The sequence below is a fragment of the Brevibacterium sp. SMBL_HHYL_HB1 genome (genome assembly GCF_018208375.1).
Lineage (GTDB): Bacteria > Actinomycetota > Actinomycetes > Actinomycetales > Brevibacteriaceae > Brevibacterium > Brevibacterium intestinavium.
Genome location: NZ_CP062936.1, coordinates 3,049,717 through 3,065,649, shown reverse-complemented (window position 1 = coordinate 3,065,649; position 15,933 = coordinate 3,049,717). Strand labels below are relative to the sequence as shown.

14 protein-coding genes are annotated in these 15,933 nt (G+C 62.9%); 13 read left to right on the top strand and 1 reads right to left on the bottom strand.

The genetic code is table 11. The annotated features are described in order from the left end of the window. The first annotated feature begins 44 nt into the window (after positions 1–44). The 4 genes from IG171_RS14150 (at position 45) to IG171_RS14135 (ending at position 5,336) form a co-directional block, all read left to right on the top strand. Positions 45–1,262 carry a CoA transferase gene (locus tag IG171_RS14150; protein ID WP_212128029.1) on the top strand — a complete coding sequence of 406 codons (1,218 nt, stop codon included), beginning with the start codon at positions 45–47 and terminating at the stop codon, positions 1,260–1,262. Further along, a complete protein-coding gene (locus tag IG171_RS14145) occupies positions 1,262–1,978 on the top strand; it encodes a GntR family transcriptional regulator (protein ID WP_212128028.1) in 717 nt (238 codons plus the stop codon). The genes IG171_RS14150 and IG171_RS14145 overlap by 1 nt, the downstream gene beginning before the upstream one ends. Continuing rightward, positions 1,975–3,417 (top strand): FGGY-family carbohydrate kinase, encoded by a 1,443-nt coding sequence (locus IG171_RS14140; RefSeq protein ID WP_212128027.1) that lies wholly within the window; start codon positions 1,975–1,977, stop codon positions 3,415–3,417. The genes IG171_RS14145 and IG171_RS14140 overlap by 4 nt, the downstream gene beginning before the upstream one ends. Before the next feature lie 647 nt (positions 3,418–4,064). Further along, a complete protein-coding gene (locus IG171_RS14135; protein ID WP_212128026.1) occupies positions 4,065–5,336 on the top strand; it encodes an MFS transporter in 1,272 nt (423 codons plus the stop codon). 104 nt (positions 5,337–5,440) lie between these two features. Here IG171_RS14135 and IG171_RS14130 read toward each other — a convergent pair whose 3' ends face one another. Beyond that, positions 5,441–6,358: a sulfite exporter TauE/SafE family protein gene (locus IG171_RS14130; protein WP_212128025.1), complete on the bottom strand. Its 918-nt coding sequence runs from the start codon at positions 6,356–6,358 to the stop codon at positions 5,441–5,443. A 399-nt stretch (positions 6,359–6,757) separates the two neighbouring features. On the opposite strand from IG171_RS14130, the gene IG171_RS14125 reads away from it, so the two are divergent. From IG171_RS14125 to IG171_RS19270, 9 genes are all read left to right on the top strand, one after another. Next, positions 6,758–7,555 (top strand): CbiX/SirB N-terminal domain-containing protein, encoded by a 798-nt coding sequence (locus tag IG171_RS14125; protein WP_249203709.1) that lies wholly within the window; start codon positions 6,758–6,760, stop codon positions 7,553–7,555. 137 nt (positions 7,556–7,692) lie between these two features. After that, positions 7,693–9,420, top strand: a complete 1,728-nt coding sequence (locus tag IG171_RS14120; RefSeq protein WP_212128024.1) for a nitrite/sulfite reductase — start codon at positions 7,693–7,695, stop codon at positions 9,418–9,420. Continuing rightward, complete coding sequence (locus IG171_RS14115) at positions 9,417–10,217, top strand: phosphoadenylyl-sulfate reductase (RefSeq protein ID WP_212128023.1); 801 nt, start codon at positions 9,417–9,419, stop codon at positions 10,215–10,217. The genes IG171_RS14120 and IG171_RS14115 overlap by 4 nt, the downstream gene beginning before the upstream one ends. Then, positions 10,214–11,179 carry a sulfate adenylyltransferase subunit CysD gene (gene cysD / locus IG171_RS14110; RefSeq protein WP_101546398.1) on the top strand — a complete coding sequence of 322 codons (966 nt, stop codon included), beginning with the start codon at positions 10,214–10,216 and terminating at the stop codon, positions 11,177–11,179. The genes IG171_RS14115 and cysD overlap by 4 nt, the downstream gene beginning before the upstream one ends. Next, positions 11,179–12,558: a GTP-binding protein gene (locus IG171_RS14105; protein ID WP_212128022.1), complete on the top strand. Its 1,380-nt coding sequence runs from the start codon at positions 11,179–11,181 to the stop codon at positions 12,556–12,558. Before cysD ends, IG171_RS14105 begins: the two co-directional genes overlap by 1 nt. Then, entirely contained in the window at positions 12,555–13,367 is an 813-nt protein-coding gene (gene cobA / locus IG171_RS14100) for a uroporphyrinogen-III C-methyltransferase (protein WP_212128021.1), read from the top strand. The genes IG171_RS14105 and cobA overlap by 4 nt, the downstream gene beginning before the upstream one ends. Next, positions 13,364–13,690, top strand: a complete 327-nt coding sequence (fdxA, locus tag IG171_RS14095; RefSeq protein WP_212128020.1) for a ferredoxin — start codon at positions 13,364–13,366, stop codon at positions 13,688–13,690. The genes cobA and fdxA overlap by 4 nt, the downstream gene beginning before the upstream one ends. Positions 13,691–13,762: 72 nt before the next feature. After that, entirely contained in the window at positions 13,763–15,172 is a 1,410-nt protein-coding gene (locus tag IG171_RS14090) for an FAD-dependent oxidoreductase (protein ID WP_212128019.1), read from the top strand. Between the two features lie 100 nt (positions 15,173–15,272). Beyond that, positions 15,273–15,401: a hypothetical protein gene (locus IG171_RS19270; RefSeq protein ID WP_283091828.1), complete on the top strand. Its 129-nt coding sequence runs from the start codon at positions 15,273–15,275 to the stop codon at positions 15,399–15,401. Positions 15,402–15,933 lie beyond the last annotated feature (532 nt).

Here is a 15,933-nt window from a genome sequence, read left to right as displayed (position 1 = left end):
AAGCTCAACTGCCCCTGCTGATATGAGATCAAAGGAGACTCCCAATGGTTGCTTCACCAAAATCCGCTGAATCCGGCGCTGATGCCCCTCTCGCTGGGGTAAAGGTGCTGGACCTATCGCGATTCATCGCCGGTCCGTTGTGTGCCCAAATCCTTGGCGACTTCGGCGCTGAGGTGGTCAAGGTTGAACGACCCACTGGAGAAGATTCTCGTCACCATGGCCCATATTGGCAGGGGGAGAGCATCTATATGTTCCTGTACCACAGGAACAAGCAGGCGATTACGCTCGATACTCGCCATGAGAAGGCGTTGCACATCCTGGAGACCCTTGTGAAATGGGCGGATGTAGTCGTTGAGAACTTCAGACCTGGAACGATCGAAAAGATGGGGATCGGGTACGACCGAATGAAAGAGCTTAACTCTGACATCATCCTCGTCTCGCTTTCTGGGTTTGGACAGACTGGGCCAGATTCATCTCGTGCGCTCTTTGACGCGATCTCTCAGGCGTCTTCGGGCTTGATGAGCATGACTGGTGAACCGAGTGGGAAGCCGACATTGTCGGGTACCTATATCGCGGATTACACCACTGGTTACCAGGGTGCGATGGGTGCGATGGCAGCACTTATGCATCGAAATCAGACTGGAGAAGGCCAGCTGGTGGACATCGCCAGCTTCGACACGATGTTCTCGGCTTTGGGTATCCGGCTCATGGCCGAGCTCATGCTTGGAATGGAGATGCCACGGTCGGGCTCGCGAGATCTGCTTACGGCACCGGTGAATGTTTATGAAGCTAATGATGGGCCGATCTACATTCAGGCGGGGACCGCGTCGTTGTTTCCGAAGCTGTGCAATGTTATGGGCAAGCGACATCTGGTCAGTGACGAACGGTTTGCCACTGTCGAGGGCAGAATGCAGTGGCAAGAGTTCTTGGAAAGTGAAATCCAGGAATGGGTTGGGCAGCTGTCCCGTAAAGACATAGCTGAGCAGCTCGACGAAGTGGGAGTGCCCTACGCTGAGGTGGCAAGCGTCCAAGAGGTAGCCCGATCACCGCAAATCGCCGCTAGGGGAATGATCGCGGAGGCCGAGCATGCTGAGCTTGGCACCATTCGGATGCCGGCGAACCCTATCCACATGGAAAAGAGTCCTCCGACAGTTCGAAAAGCTCCGCCAACTGTAGGTGAAGACAACCGTCATGTGTATCGGAATATCCTTGGATTCAGTGATGAAGACCTCGCTGAGCTGAAAGAACAAGGAGTCATTTGATGCATCGGCAACCAATGTATCGAGTAATCAATGAGGACCTTGCTGCACAAATACAGGGAGGAGTTTTTTCGTCCGGCGATCAACTCCCAAACGAGCACGACCTCGCAAAGCAATATGGGGTCAGCAGAATGACAGTAAGGCAGGCTCTCAATCTGCTCGAAGAAGATGGGCTCGTGGCTCGTCGACACGGAATCGGTACTTTTGTATCGGAGAAATCTCGTCGAGGGCGACGACTGAATCGTCTGCGCTCATTTTCGGAAGAACTCGGATCGGCGCCTGACAATATTACAAGTGATGTTGTGAGGGCAGAACTCGTCTATCCTCCGAAAGACGTGGCTGAGGCGTTGGAACTTGCATCCGATGATTCAGTCAGCCGCCTCACTCGAGTCCGTCGGGTGAACAAGGAACCCGCTGCGCTGCAAGATGCGTGGATACCCTATTCGGTGGCGCCGGGAATTGTTCGGGAACCGCTCATCGACAATTCGCTTTATCGCACATTGGCTGAGCGCCACGGTGTGGCGCTCAGGTGGGCCGACCAGTCAATGACTGCATCTTTGCTAGGTAAGGAAGAAGCTCGTTCCTTGGGGATTGAGCCGGGAGGGGCTGTTCTTCATGGCCTAAGGACCACTTACTCGACAGAAAACCGGCCGGTGGAGTACACACGTGGCTGGACTCTTCCAGAATTTCCGCTGCTGCTACGAATTGAAGCAGAGTGAAAGCCGCTGAGCCGTTGGTTGCGGCTGTCGATATTGGTACTTCTGCAGTACGGGCCGCTTTGTTAGCTGGAAACGGGAGTCTCATTCGCTCGGTTCGTCGATCACGTACGTCAGATCTAGGTGGATTGATATTCGACGCTGAAGCGCTCTGGAACGATGTGAAATATACGTTGAGAGACTTGGAGCTTCGCGAACTGGCTATAGACGCTCTCGCGATTACTGCCCATATCGGAACAGTGGCCGTCGATGACGAACTAAATCCGGTTGTTCACGCAGGAAGCTGGGCGGATTCTCGCGGCCTTGGACTGTTGAATTCCTACTCGGACGAATTGCTGCAAGAGATGCTAGATGCCTCGGGTAGGGCAGTTACGTCTGGAGGTGCGGCTTCGTTTTCTTTGGACATCAATGCACAGCAGTTGGGAAGTCGCGTGCAGAGCCTGCTTAGCCCGAAAGACTTCATAGTTGCCAAGCTAACGGGAGTCGCAGCTACAGACTTCATTAATGCTGCCTATACCTCAGTAAGCGATATACGCACTGGAGGGTGGCAGAGCGGTGTTTTGCAACAGCTTGGCGTCCCGTCTTCGTGGTTCCCGAAACAGGTCCCTCCAACTTCAGTGGTCGCGGAGGTGATGCCAGACGCAGCGCTATCTTGTGGATTGCCAACGGGAGTCAAAGTCATCTCTGGCGGCCCGGATGGCTCGGTCGGTCTGGGGTTGCTTCTTGGAGATGACAGGGATGCAATTGCAGATGTTGCGGGAACGACAGATGTCCTGGGGAAGCTTTCAATAAGTGCTGACGGGCACCCGGAAGGTGCACTTGTGAATCCCTCGCTTGTGCCTGGACGTTGGACAGTAGGCGGTTCGACCGGCCTTACCGGGGGAGCTGTAGCTAACTGGCGATCTCTCGTTGGAAGAGTCGATGAACCTGACCTTGCTGGGTTGGAGCCAGGCGTGAGTGGACTCCGAATCGTTCCCGCCATGTCGGGGGAGCGATTCCCGTGTTGGCGTTCGAAGTCCAAAGGTGGAGTCCTTGGGAAAACGATTGATCACGGTGCTGCGGCTATTTTGCGCGCGGCGCAAGAGGCGGCATGTTTCACCGTGAGAGAAGGACTGGACCTTATTGATCCCACGAAACGACTTCCTATCAATATTGCTGGGGGTTCGGTTCGTTCAGCTGCCGTAGCCCAAATGCGTGCGAACGTATTTGGCCGTCAGCTGCGAGTAGCGAGCGATCCGGATGTCACTTTGCTGGGTGCTGCAGGGCTGGCGTTAATAGCTATCGGCGAGGCCTCAGATCTGGGCGAAGCGCGAGATCGTCTAGGCATACGTTTTAGAGAGATTGACCCGCAGCGTATCGCCACAGATTCTTATGAGCATGTGTATCGTGACTGGAAAATAGCCCGCGATCTTTTGGCCGTCCACGATACTGGCGAGAATTAGCTAGCTTCTGTATGCCTGCACGGTATGGCTCCGAAGCCTGAAAGTCAGACCTGTTCGGAGAGGAACCGGCTGACCTTGGTGAAGCTTTTCTCAGTGTCTGCACGTTTGAGTTCTTCGGGCGCGGTCAGGTGAGCGTTGCGGAAGGCGAGATGTCGAGGTCATGCAGTCTCTCCTCCGAGATGGCCGCGATGGGCTGCTTTTCTCATAGCCAGCGATGCCGTGCCTGAATCGGAAACACCGGCGAAGGCGACGAGAGAGTTGACCGAAACGTACACTCGAAATTTGTCAGTGTGCAAGTGTGAAGTGTCACTGTTGTCACTGTGACTGTGAGTTTCACTGTCAGTCATGAATCTTCACCGGGCGCCAAAAGGTACGTCGACGTCGATGTCCTGCAGGTTGTGGACGCGTGCGCCGCGGGCCTCGACCGCGGTGGCTGGGGCTGAGTTCCGGGCTTCGGTCGACATATCATGATCGTAACAACCGGCACTGACGTGACTCATCGCCTGTTGAGACCATGTTGGCTCCCGCACATGACCGGACTACAAGCGTTCCGCTGATGAGCAACGGTGCCTGCATCCCGTAAGCCCACGATCCACCACCGGCTCCGCCACCCAAGGCGCCCGGGCACCTACAAGAAAAGGCACACGATGACTGAGACACCCGTCGAGACCCGCGAAGAGAAGTCGCGGGCCCGCAAGGCCGTATTCGCGGCTGGGCTGGGCAATGCCCTCGAGTGGTACGACATCATCCTCTTCGGATTCATGGCCACCTCGATCACGGCGGTCTTCTATCCGGGCGAGGGCCTGTCTGCGCAGCTGATGACCTGGGCGACCTTCGCCATCACCTTCGTCGTGCGACCGTTGGGCTCCATCCTCATCGGCCGGTACTCCGACAAGCACGGGCGCAAGGCGGCTCTGTCGCTGACCATCGGACTGATGACCCTCGGTGTGTTCATCATCGTCGTCCTGCCCGGCGAGGCGACGATCGGCATCTGGGCCTCGATCGGCCTCATCATCGCCCGCATCATCCAAGGCATCTCCGCCGGCGGCGAATTCGGATCCGCCACCGCCTTCCTCACCGAGAACGCCAAGCGCGGCAAGGCCTACTACGCCTCCTTCCAGACCGCGACCCAGGGCATCTCGATGTTCCTCGCCGCCGGAATCTCCTGGCTCCTCAGCTCGACCCTGAGCGAAGACGCCCTGCACTCCTGGGGCTGGCGAGTGGCCTTCGCGCTCGGCCTGCTCATCGGTCCCGTCGGCTGGTACATCCGCTCGAAGATGGACGATACGCCCGAGTTCGAGGCCGCCGAGAAAACCGACAGCCCACTCCGTGTCCTCCTCGGCGAGCACTTCGGTCGCCTCTTCTCCGCGTTCCTCATCATCGCAATGGCCACGATCTCGGTCTACCTCATCACGTACCTGCCTCAGTTCGCCGTGACCAACCTCGGCCTCGACGCTTGGGCAGCATTCCCAGGTGCCGTCGTCGCCGGTGTCATCACCCTCATCGGTGCTCCGTTCGCCGGCCGCCTGGCTGATCGCGTGGGTCCGACGACTGTGATGGTCCCGACAGCGATCGTGGGTATCATCGCCGGCTGGCCGATGTTCATCCTTCTGGAAGCTAACCCGACGATTCCTGTCCTCACCCTGTGCGAGGCGATCGTCGGCCTGTTCATGGTCTTCTACTTCGGCCCGATGCCGGCGCTGCTGTCCGAACTGTTCCCCGTCAAGGTGCGCAGCTCCGGCATGACCATCGCCTACAGCTTCGGTGTCGCGATCTTCGGCGGCTTCGCCCCGCTCATCCTCACCGCCCTGCTGGGCGCAACGGGACTTCTGACCGTGCCCGGCTTCTACTACGCTGGCCTGTCGCTGCTGTCTCTCATCGGCGTGATCATGGCCCGAAAGCTCTACAGCCAGCGCTGACTTTCGCCATCACCTCACGCGGATCAACGCGAAACTCGAAAAGCACGTCACTAGCGACGTGCTTTTCGAGTTTCGCGTTGATTGAGAAGGGTAGGCGGCGGTGATCAGCTGCCGATGGTAGCTTCGGCCTCAGCTTCCGCGGCTTCCTCAGCCTTCCGCGCCTTCGCGGCTGCCCGCTCGACGCGGACGACGTGGGCGATGAGGGCAAACCAGACGAGAGCCAAGCCGGCGAGCGTCAGCCACACCGTCGACGCGTCGAGTCCGAAGGTGAGCAGGATGGTGCGGATGTTCGTGAGAATGATGATTCCGCCCGCGGCGACCGCAAGCACCTTCGCCGGCAGCAGCTTCACCAGCCACGCAGCGAACGGTGCGGCGATGACGCCGCCGATGAGCAGCGCCGCCACGATCTGCCATTCGATGCCCTGCGATCCGAGTGCGATGAGGAACCCGAGCGAACCGCCGACGGCGACGACGAACTCACTCGTATCGATCGAACCGATGACCTTCCGGGGCTCCAAACGTCCTGATGAGAGCAGCGTCGTCGTCCCGACCGGACCCCAGCCGCCACCGCCGACGGCATCGAGCGCTCCACCGACGAACCCGACCGGCACGAGCATCCCCGCGCTCGGCCGCGACTTGAACTCCGGACGCTTCCCGCCCAATGCGAGGAACCGCCAGATCACGTAGACCCCGAGCGCGAGCAGGATTCCCGAGATCCACGGGGTCGCGGCCTCCCCATCGAGGCTGGCGAGGAACGTCGACCCGAGGACCGCGCCGATGAATCCGGGACCGGCGAGAATGCCGACCGTCCGCCAGTCGACATTGCCGAACCGGTGATGGGAGATCCCTGACACCAGGCTTGTGCCCAGTTCAGAGAAGTGCACCGCCGCCGAGGCGGCCGCCGGTGCCGTACCCGCCGCGAGCAGCAGAGTGGTTGAGGTGACCCCATAGGCCATCCCCAATGATCCGTCGATGAGCTGAGCGATGAGGCCGACGATCCCGAGGACGATGAGCTGACGCATGTGCTTGCCTTTCGTGGATGACGCGAAGGTGGTGATGACGCAGAAGACGTCGAAGATGCTGGCGGTGTCAGGAACGCAAAGACGCTCTGACTAGACACACTAGCGAAACTGTTGAGCAGAATGGCGAATCATCCGCAATCCTACGAACTCGGTCGCTGTATGTCGAAAGATGACGCCACATGGCGGTATTTCCCTGATGACGAGCCTGTATGCGGCGTTGACACTGATCGGTTACGCTGTGCGAATGCAATCAAGAGTAACGAGAGCTGCTCACCCGGGCCGTGTAGTCGTTGAGCAATTGCTTTGCGCGATGACCGTGACGCCCCCGGTTCCTGCGCGGGGTCGGGCCCCGCAGCCAGTGAGATTCCGGGCGCAGAGGCCTGCCCAGGAGTGGGCGCTGTGACGGGGCTGCCGTCGGTGGGGCTGATCTCCCACGGGACCTCATCGCCGACCGGCCAAGTCCTCATCGAGGTGCTCGCCGCAGAGATCGCCACAGACCTGCGCATTCGCGGGATTGCCGACGAGGTCATGCTCGGCCATGTGGACGTCCAGCAACCCGACGTCGACGAGGTGATCAACCGCCTGCCCGCCGACCGTCCGGTGATCCTCGTGCCGCTTCTGCTCTCGCCGGGGTATCACGTCCATGTCGACCTCGCCGAGGCGGTCAACCGAGCCATCGAGTCCGGCCGTGACGTTCGGCGGACGCCGACGCTTGGGCCGGATGCGAGGCTTGCGGAGATCCTTGCCGATCGCCTTCCGGCTTTGAGCGACAACGACGAGGTCATCCTCGCCGCTGCCGGATCGAGCGACGAGCGGGCGAACGAGTCATGTCGTGAGATGGGCAGGCTGTTGGCCGCAGAGCTCGAGCGTCCAGTCGAGGTCGGCTTCCTCGCCGGTGGGGGAGTGCCGTTGAAGGAGGTCGTCGAGAAGAGCCGTAGCCGCGGAACCCGCCCCGTGCTTGCGAACTATCTGCTGGCGCCGGGCTTCTTCGATGACCTCGCGCGCAAACTCGTCGACGGCGGCAGTGACTCGTCCGGTGTCCTTTCTCCGCCGCTGCTCACCAACGGAAACAGCGGCGCCGCGGTGCCGCCCCGGCTCGTCGATATCGTCCGTGACCGAGTCCGCGCATGCACCCAGCCCCGCGGTCATGCCGGCACCCAACCCCACGCCTCTGCCCCGGACATGCTCAATGCCTGACCGCACCCACAGCAGACCGACAGACCGTGACGCCATATGTCACTCCATGACACAATCACCTCCGGTGAGTTGTTGAGCAATTCGGCATTCATGTAGCGTGACTCATCACTGGTTCCCCTCAGCGTTTGGAGACAGCAATGTCCACTCAGGTGGAAGAGAACAAGGAAGCAGCAGGTAAACGATCCGCAAAGCGGCCTGCCCGCCCGAAGAAGTCCAATGGGCAGTGGAAGATCGACGGCCATGAACCGTTGAACAAAAACGAGATCGACAAGGCCGAAGACAACGGCCTCAACGTTCGCGCCCGGATCGAAACCATCTATGCCAAGCAGGGATTCTCTTCGATCGACTCCGACGACCTGCACGGCCGCTTCCGCTGGTGGGGCCTGTACACCCAGCGCAAGCCCGGAATCGACGGCGGCCGCACCGCGAAGCTCGAACCGCACGAGCTCGAAGACGAATACTTCATGCTCCGCATCCGCATCGACGGCGGCAAGCTCACCACCGAGCAGCTGCGGGTCATCGCGGACATCTCCAACGAGTTCGCCCGCGGCACCGCGGACCTCACCGACCGCCAGAACATCCAACTCCACTGGGTCGAGATCGAGTCCATGCCCGAGATCTGGCGCCGCCTCGAAGCCGTCGGACTCCAGACCACCGAAGCCTGCGGCGACGTCCCCCGCGTCATCCTCGGCTCACCCGTGGCCGGCATCGCCGCCGACGAACTCATCGACCCGACCCCGGCGATCGAAGAGATCTCACGCCGCTACATCGGCGACCAGTCACTGTCGAACCTGCCGCGCAAATACAAGACCGCGATCACCGGCCACCCCAGCCAGGACGTCGTCCACGAGATCAACGACTGCTCCTTCGTCGCCGTCGACCACCCCGAACACGGCATCGGCTACGACCTCTGGGTCGGCGGCGCCCTGTCCGTCGTCCCCCGCTTCGCCGAACGCCTCGGCACCTGGGTCGCCCCCGACCAGGTCGTCGACACCTGGCTCGGCGTCACCCAGATCTTCCGCGACTACGGCTACCGCCGCCTGCGCAACAAAGCCCGACTGAAGTTCCTGCTCGCCGACTGGGGCCCGGAGAAGTTCCGCGAGGTCCTCGAAACCGAATACCTCGGCTACAAGCTCGCCGACGGCCCGGCACCGGCCAAACCGATCACCGCAGGCGACCACGTCGGCGTGCACAAACAGGCCGACGGCCGCTACTACATCGGCGTCACCCTCATCGCCGGCCGCGCCTCGGGCACCCTGCTCGGCCAGCTCGTCGACCTCGCCGAGAAGTACGGATCCACCCGCCTGCGCACCACCCCGCACCAGAAGGTCCTGCTGCTCGACATCGACGAAGCCGATGTTGATGACGTCGTCGCCGGCCTCGATGCCCTCGGCCTGTCCAGCCGCAAGGACCTCTTCCGCCGCTCGACCATCGCCTGCACCGGCATCGAATTCTGCAAACTCGCCATCGTCGAGACCAAGCAGACCGCCGCCGACGCCGTCGAGAAACTGGAAGCACGGCTGGCCGACATCGAGGAGCTGCCGCACCCGATCAGCTTCCACCTCAACGGCTGCCCGAACTCCTGCGCCCGCATTCAGACCGCCGACATCGGACTCAAAGGCCAGATCGTCACCACCGACGAAGGCGAACAGGTCCCCGGATTCCAGGTCCACGTCGGCGGAGGCCTGGCCTCGAAAGACCGCGACGAAGCCGGCCTCGGCCGTACCGTCCGCGGACTCAAGGTCACCGCCGAGAACCTCACCGAATACGTCGAAACCCTCGTCCGCCGCTTCCTCGCCGGACGCGGGGAGACCGAAACATTCTCCGAATGGGCCAACCGCGTCGACGAAGAGGAGCTGAAATGAGCACCACGAACCCGACCCCGACCGCATCCCCCAACCCGGCAGCAACAACTCAGACACCGACGACGTCCCGCCCCGAACCGCGTCCCGTCGAGGAACTCAAAACCCTCGCCGAGGCGGGTGCCCGTGAACTCGCCGGTGACCCGGACAACGGGGTTCCCGAGGCCAACCCCGCCGACGTCATCCGCTGGGTCTCCCGGAACTTCGACACCGCGGCCTGCGCCGTGGCCTGCTCGATGGCCGACGCCGCCCTGCCGCACTACGTCGCCCAGTACCAGCCCGGCGTCGACGTCCTCTTCCTCGACACCGGCTACCACTTCCGCGAGACCTACGACACCCGCAACGAGGTGGCCCGCCGTGTCGACGTCCACATCGTCGACGTCCTCCCGGAGCAGACCGTGGAAGAGCAGGACGCCGAATTCGGCAAGGACCTCTTCGCCCGCGACCCCGGCCTGTGCTGCGCCCGCCGCAAGGTCGCACCGCTGAAGAAATCGCTGAACGGCTACGAACTCTGGTTCACCGGAGTCCGCCGCGACGAGGCCCCGACCCGGACGAACACACCGCTGATCACCTTCGATGAGAAGAACGGACTCGTCAAGGTCAACCCCCTGGCCGCATGGACCTTCGACGACCTCCTCGACTACTCACGCGCCTTCGACGTCCCGGTCAACCCGCTGCTGTCGCAGGGATACCCGTCGATCGGCTGCCAGCCCTGCACTCGCCCCGTCGCCGAAGGGGAAGACCCCCGCGCCGGCCGTTGGGCCGGATCGACCAAAACAGAATGCGGACTCCACACATGAGCATTGACACCCAGTACAACCACGACACCCACACCACCACCGAGACGGCACCCACCCACAACCCGGGCGCGAGCCTGTCCACCCTCGACGTCCTCGAATCCGAAGCGATCCACATCATCCGTGAGGTCGCCGCCGAATTCGAACGCCCCGTGCTGCTCTTCTCCGGCGGCAAGGACTCCGTGACCGTCCTCCACCTCGCCGCGAAGGCGTTCTGGCCGGCGAAGATCCCGTTCGGACTCCTCCACGTCGACACCGGACACAACTTCGACGAGATCATCCGCTTCCGAGACGAGACCGCAGAGAAGTACGGCCTCGACCTCACGGTGGCGAAGGTCCAGGACTACATCGACGACGGTCGCCTGCGCGAACGCCCAGACGGCACCCGGAACACCCTGCAGACCCAGCCGCTGCTCGATGCCATCACCGGCGGGAAGTTCGACGCCGTCTTCGGCGGCGCCCGCCGCGACGAGGACAAGGCCCGCGCGAAGGAGCGGATTCTGTCCCTGCGCGACGAATTCGGCGGTTGGAACCCCAGCAGCCAGCGCCCCGAACTGTGGAACCTCTTCAATGGCCGCCACCTGCCCGGCGAACACGTCCGCGTGTTCCCGATCTCGAACTTCACCGAACTCGACGTGTGGAGCTACATCGCCCGCGAAGGCATCGAACTGCCCGAGCTCTACTTCGCCCACGAACGCGAAGTCTTCCAGCGCGACGGCATGTGGTGGGCCACCGGCGAATTCTCCACCCCACGCGACGGCGAGACCGTCACGACCAAGAAGGTCCGCTACCGCACCGTCGGAGACATGAGCTGCACCGGAGCCGTCGAATCGAGCGCCGATGACCTCGAGTCGATCCTCGCCGAGGTGGCCGCCACCACTGTGACCGAGCGCGGAGCCACTCGCGCCGACGACCGGATCTCGGCCGCGGCGATGGAAGACCGCAAGAAGGACGGGTACTTCTGATGACGACCACAACCACCACCGAAACAACCGCCACCGAGGCGACGCCGACCTTGGACACGACGACGAAGACGCTGCTGCGCTTCGCCACCGCCGGATCCGTCGACGACGGGAAATCCACGCTCGTCGGCCGGCTTCTCCACGATGCGAAGGCGATCCTCGCCGACCAGCTCGCCGCCGTGACCGCGACCAGCCGGGAACGCGGATTCCTGGGAGGTGAGTTCGACTTCGCTCTGCTCACCGACGGTCTGCGGGCCGAACGCGAACAGGGCATCACCATCGACGTCGCCTACCGGTACTTCGCCACCGACCGTCGCTCGTTCATCCTCGCCGACTGCCCCGGACACGTGCAGTACACGCGGAACATGGTCACGGGAGCCTCGACCGCCGATGCCGTCGTCGTCCTCATCGACGCCCGCACCGGCGCGACCGAACAGACCCGCCGGCACCTCACCGTCGTCTCCCGACTGGGCATCCGCCACGTCATCATCGCCGTCAACAAGATCGACCTCGTCGACTTCGACCAGGCGAGGATCGAGACGGTCGAGAACGACATCAAGACCCTCGCCGCCGAGATCGGACTCGAGACCCCGCACCTCATCCCGATCTCTGCACTGGCCGGGGACAATATCGCCGCCGCCTCGGACAACACCCCCTGGTATTCCGGCCCGGCGCTGCTCGAGCTGCTCGAGACTCTGCCGAGTGCGGACGAAGACACCGCCGACCTCGAGGCCTTCCGCCTCGACGTGCAGACCGTGCTCCGTCCGCAAGGGGGACTGGCACCGGGACTCGACCCCGAGGAATTCCGGGACTACCGGGCCGTGGCCGGACAGATCACGGCCGGGCGGGTCAGCCTCGGCGATGAAATCGAGATCCACCCCGCCGGGCTCCGCACGACCGTGACCGGCATCGATACCGCCACCGGACCGCTTGAGACCGCGAGTGCGCCGCTGTCGGTGGCGCTGAGGCTGGCCGATGATGTCGATACCGCTCGCGGCAGCGTCATCGCCGCGGCCGGCACCCTGCCCACCCCGCGCCGCGAACTGCGCGCCGAGGTCTTCCCCTTCACCGCCGAGGGCCTGCGCACAGGGGATCGGGTGCTCATCAAGACGGGGACGACGACCGTGAAGGGCATCGTCACCATCGAGGCCAAACGCAACCTCGAGACCTCCGGGCTGGAGGCCGCCGAGGTGCTCGCCGGCAACGACATCGGCCTGGCCCGGGTGAAGCTGTCGGCCGAGCTGCCGGTCCCGGACTTCCGTGACCACGGCACGGCCGGAGCCTTCGTCGTCATCGACCCGCAGACAGGCAACACCCTCGCCGCGGGAATCCACACTCCCGAACCAACCCAGCCCATCCCAGCAACCGAGGACCAGCCATGACACTCTTCCTCCCACAGCAGCCCGGCACCGTGCTGCTCGTCGGTGCCGGACCGGGCGATCTCGGACTGCTCACCGTCACCGGTCTGCGCGCATTGGAACGGGCCGATGTCATCGTGGCCGACCGCCTCGGTGCCAGATCGGTCATCGATCAGCTCGAAACCGAACGCGGCGCACCCCTGGACGCGGAGATCATCGACGTCGGAAAGCAGCCGGGGCACCATCCGGTGCCGCAGAGCGGGATCAACGACATCCTCATCACGCAGGCGAAGATGGGCCACCGGGTCGTCCGTCTCAAAGGCGGGGACCCGTTCGTCCTCGGACGTGGGGGAGAGGAGGTCATCGCCTGCCGGGCCGCCGGAGTCGATGTCCGCGTCGTTCCCGGGGTGACCAGCGCGAACTCCGTTCCCGCAGTCGCCGGAATCCCGCTCACCCACCGAGGCGTCGCCACCTCGTACACGGTCGTGACCGGTCATGATCAGCTGTCCGAGATCGGCGGGGGACGCGATCACACCGTCGTCGTGCTCATGGGAGTGGGCACGCTCATCAACTCGGCGATGGTGCTCGCCCGCTCCGGGCGCGGTGACGACTGCCCGGTGGCGATCGTCGAAGACGGATTCGGTGAGAACCAGCGGGTGACCATCGGAACCCTGGGCGACATCGCCTTCCGCGCGGCTCGCCGAGGCGTCCGGTCACCGGCCGTGATCGTCGCCGGTGATGTCGTGACCCTGAGCCCCTACGCCGATGGTGCGTTCACCCAGGCGACCGAGCCTGCCGCAGCGCACGCATCCGAACTCGTGAGGAACCCATGACCTACATCATCGCCCAGCCGTGCGTGGACCTGAAGGACCGAGCCTGCATCGAGGAATGTCCGGTCGACTGCATCTACGAAGGCACCCGCTCCCTTTACATCCACCCCGACGAATGCGTCGACTGCGGGGCGTGCGAACCCGTGTGCCCCGTCGAGGCGATCTTCTACGAAGACGATGTGCCCGATGAGTGGGAGGCCTACTACGCGGCGAACGTCGAATTCTTCGACGACATCGGATCCCCTGGCGGAGCAGCCGCCCACGGGGTCGTCAATAAGGACCATCCTTTCATCGCTGCACTGCCGCCGCAGAACGCCGACGACTGAACTTCAGCGACTCCACGCTCCCTTCTGACGAGCAACTCCTCGCTCCACCACGACGATTGATCAAGGAAACTCATGCCTGCTATTCCCTTCAGAGTGGCCATCATCGGTGCCGGTCCCGCCGGCATCTACGCCGCCGACCTGCTGACCAAGGCCGAACACGACCTGGAACTGAGTATCGACCTGTTCGAACGCCTGCCCTCACCCTTCGGGCTCGTCCGCTACGGGGTCGCCCCCGATCATCCGCGGATCAAGGGCATCATCAATGCCCTCATCAAGGTGCTCGACCGCGGTGACATCCGCCTGTTCGGCAACGTCGAATACGGAGCCGACATCAACCTCGGCGAGCTCACCGACCGCTACGATGCGGTGATCTTCTCCACCGGCTGCTTCGTCGACGCACCGCTGTCGCTGCCCGGGATCGACCTGCCTGGTTCCTACGGTGCCGCCGACTTCGTCAACTGGTACGACGCTCATCCCGATGTCGCCCAGACCTGGCCGCTCGATGCGGAGAAGGTCGCCGTGCTCGGCAACGGCAATGTCGCCCTCGACGTGGCTCGGGTGCTCGCGAAGCAGGCCGATGACCTGCACACCACGGAGATCCCGGACCACGTGTACGAGGGCCTGAAGTCCTCGAAGGTCACCGACGTCCACGTGTTCGGCCGGCGTGGTCCCGCGCAGGCAAAGTTCACTCCGCTGGAGCTGCGTGAGCTCGGACAGGTCAAAGACGTCGACGTCATCGTCTACCCCGAGGACTTCGAGTTCGACGAGGCCTCGGAGGAGGCGATCCGGTCGAACAACCAGACCAAGCAGGTGACGAAGACGCTCACCGACTTCACCCTGCGGGAGCCGACGGGAGCGAAGCGGCGTCTGCACCTGCACTTCCTCCACGCGCCGGTGGCCATCCTCGGCGAGGATCGGGTAACCGGGCTGCGCACGGAACGTCAGGAACTCGACGGTTCGGCCGGCGTCGTTGGCACGGGGCAGTTCCACGACTGGGACATCGATGCTGTGTACCGTGCCGTCGGCTATGCGGGAACGCAGCTGCCGCAGCTGCCGTTCGACGAGGTCAAGAAGGTCATCACGAATCACGAAGGTCGCGTCGTCGACGCCGATGATCAGGGCCAGGCCGCCGAGGCGGACGTCATCCCCGGCGTATACACGACCGGATGGATCAAGCGCGGCCCCGTCGGGCTCATCGGTCACACGAAGGGTGATGCGCTCGAGACGATCGGGCATATTCTCGACGACCAGGCCGCCGGTGCGCTCACCGAACCCCTCTACCCGGAGGAGTCTTCGATCGTCGAGCTGCTCGAGTCGAAGGGCGTCGACTTCACCGATTGGGAGGGCTATCACCGGCTCGAGGCCGCGGAGAAGGCCCTCGGTGAGGCCGAGGGACGTGAGCGCGTGAAGATCGCGACCCGTGAGGCCATGCTCGCCGAGGCGCGCGCCCACCTGACCGCGGACGCGAACGCAGGGAGCTGAGACCCGCGCCCACCTTAAGGCGCAGACCTCATCGTGTTCCGGGCCGGGTGGGACACTAGCTGGAAGCTGTTCCTGGCGATGGTGTTCGGCTCCGTGGCTCTTGGCCTGCACCCTCTTCACCGCCATCGTCGTCTACGTCGGCATCAAGACCCGGCTCAAGTCGGACGAAGTCGTCACCAACGTCGAGAACACCAGGGAGACCGCAGCCGAACACATCGACGGGGAATGATCCCCTGACACGACATCGAATCCTTCGATGTCAAAAAGTGACACCCTCGCCGAGGCGGCCCGACCCCGTACATCCACGAACAGTGGAGTACGGGGTCGGGTTCTCTGGGAGCAGTGGGTGCTCGAGCACTGGTTGCGCGCGCCTCTCAAGCCTCATACTCAATACGGAGGACGATGAAGGGGACAGCAACGTGAACTGGTATTGCCTACACTGATCAAAAGAAAAACCCCGGCTGCGTGCCGACTCAGGTTCGACAGAGGCTTATGCCGGGGACTTCCCCTCCAGGATAGGTTAAACGAGATGGAGAATCCAGTGGAGTTGTCGCCCCAGCAGATTGCAGCTCTCGACCGATCGATCACCCCGCCTCGTATGAGCACCTATCGGTCCGCTGCGGCTGGAGATACTCGGCTCGCTCGTGAACTGTATCTGTGGGATCGTGCAGTGTCCGTAGGGTTCCTCGCGGATCTGGCTATCTTGGAGGTGGCGCTGCGAAATTCCATGAGTACTCAACTCGAGCGCAAATGGGGAGCTG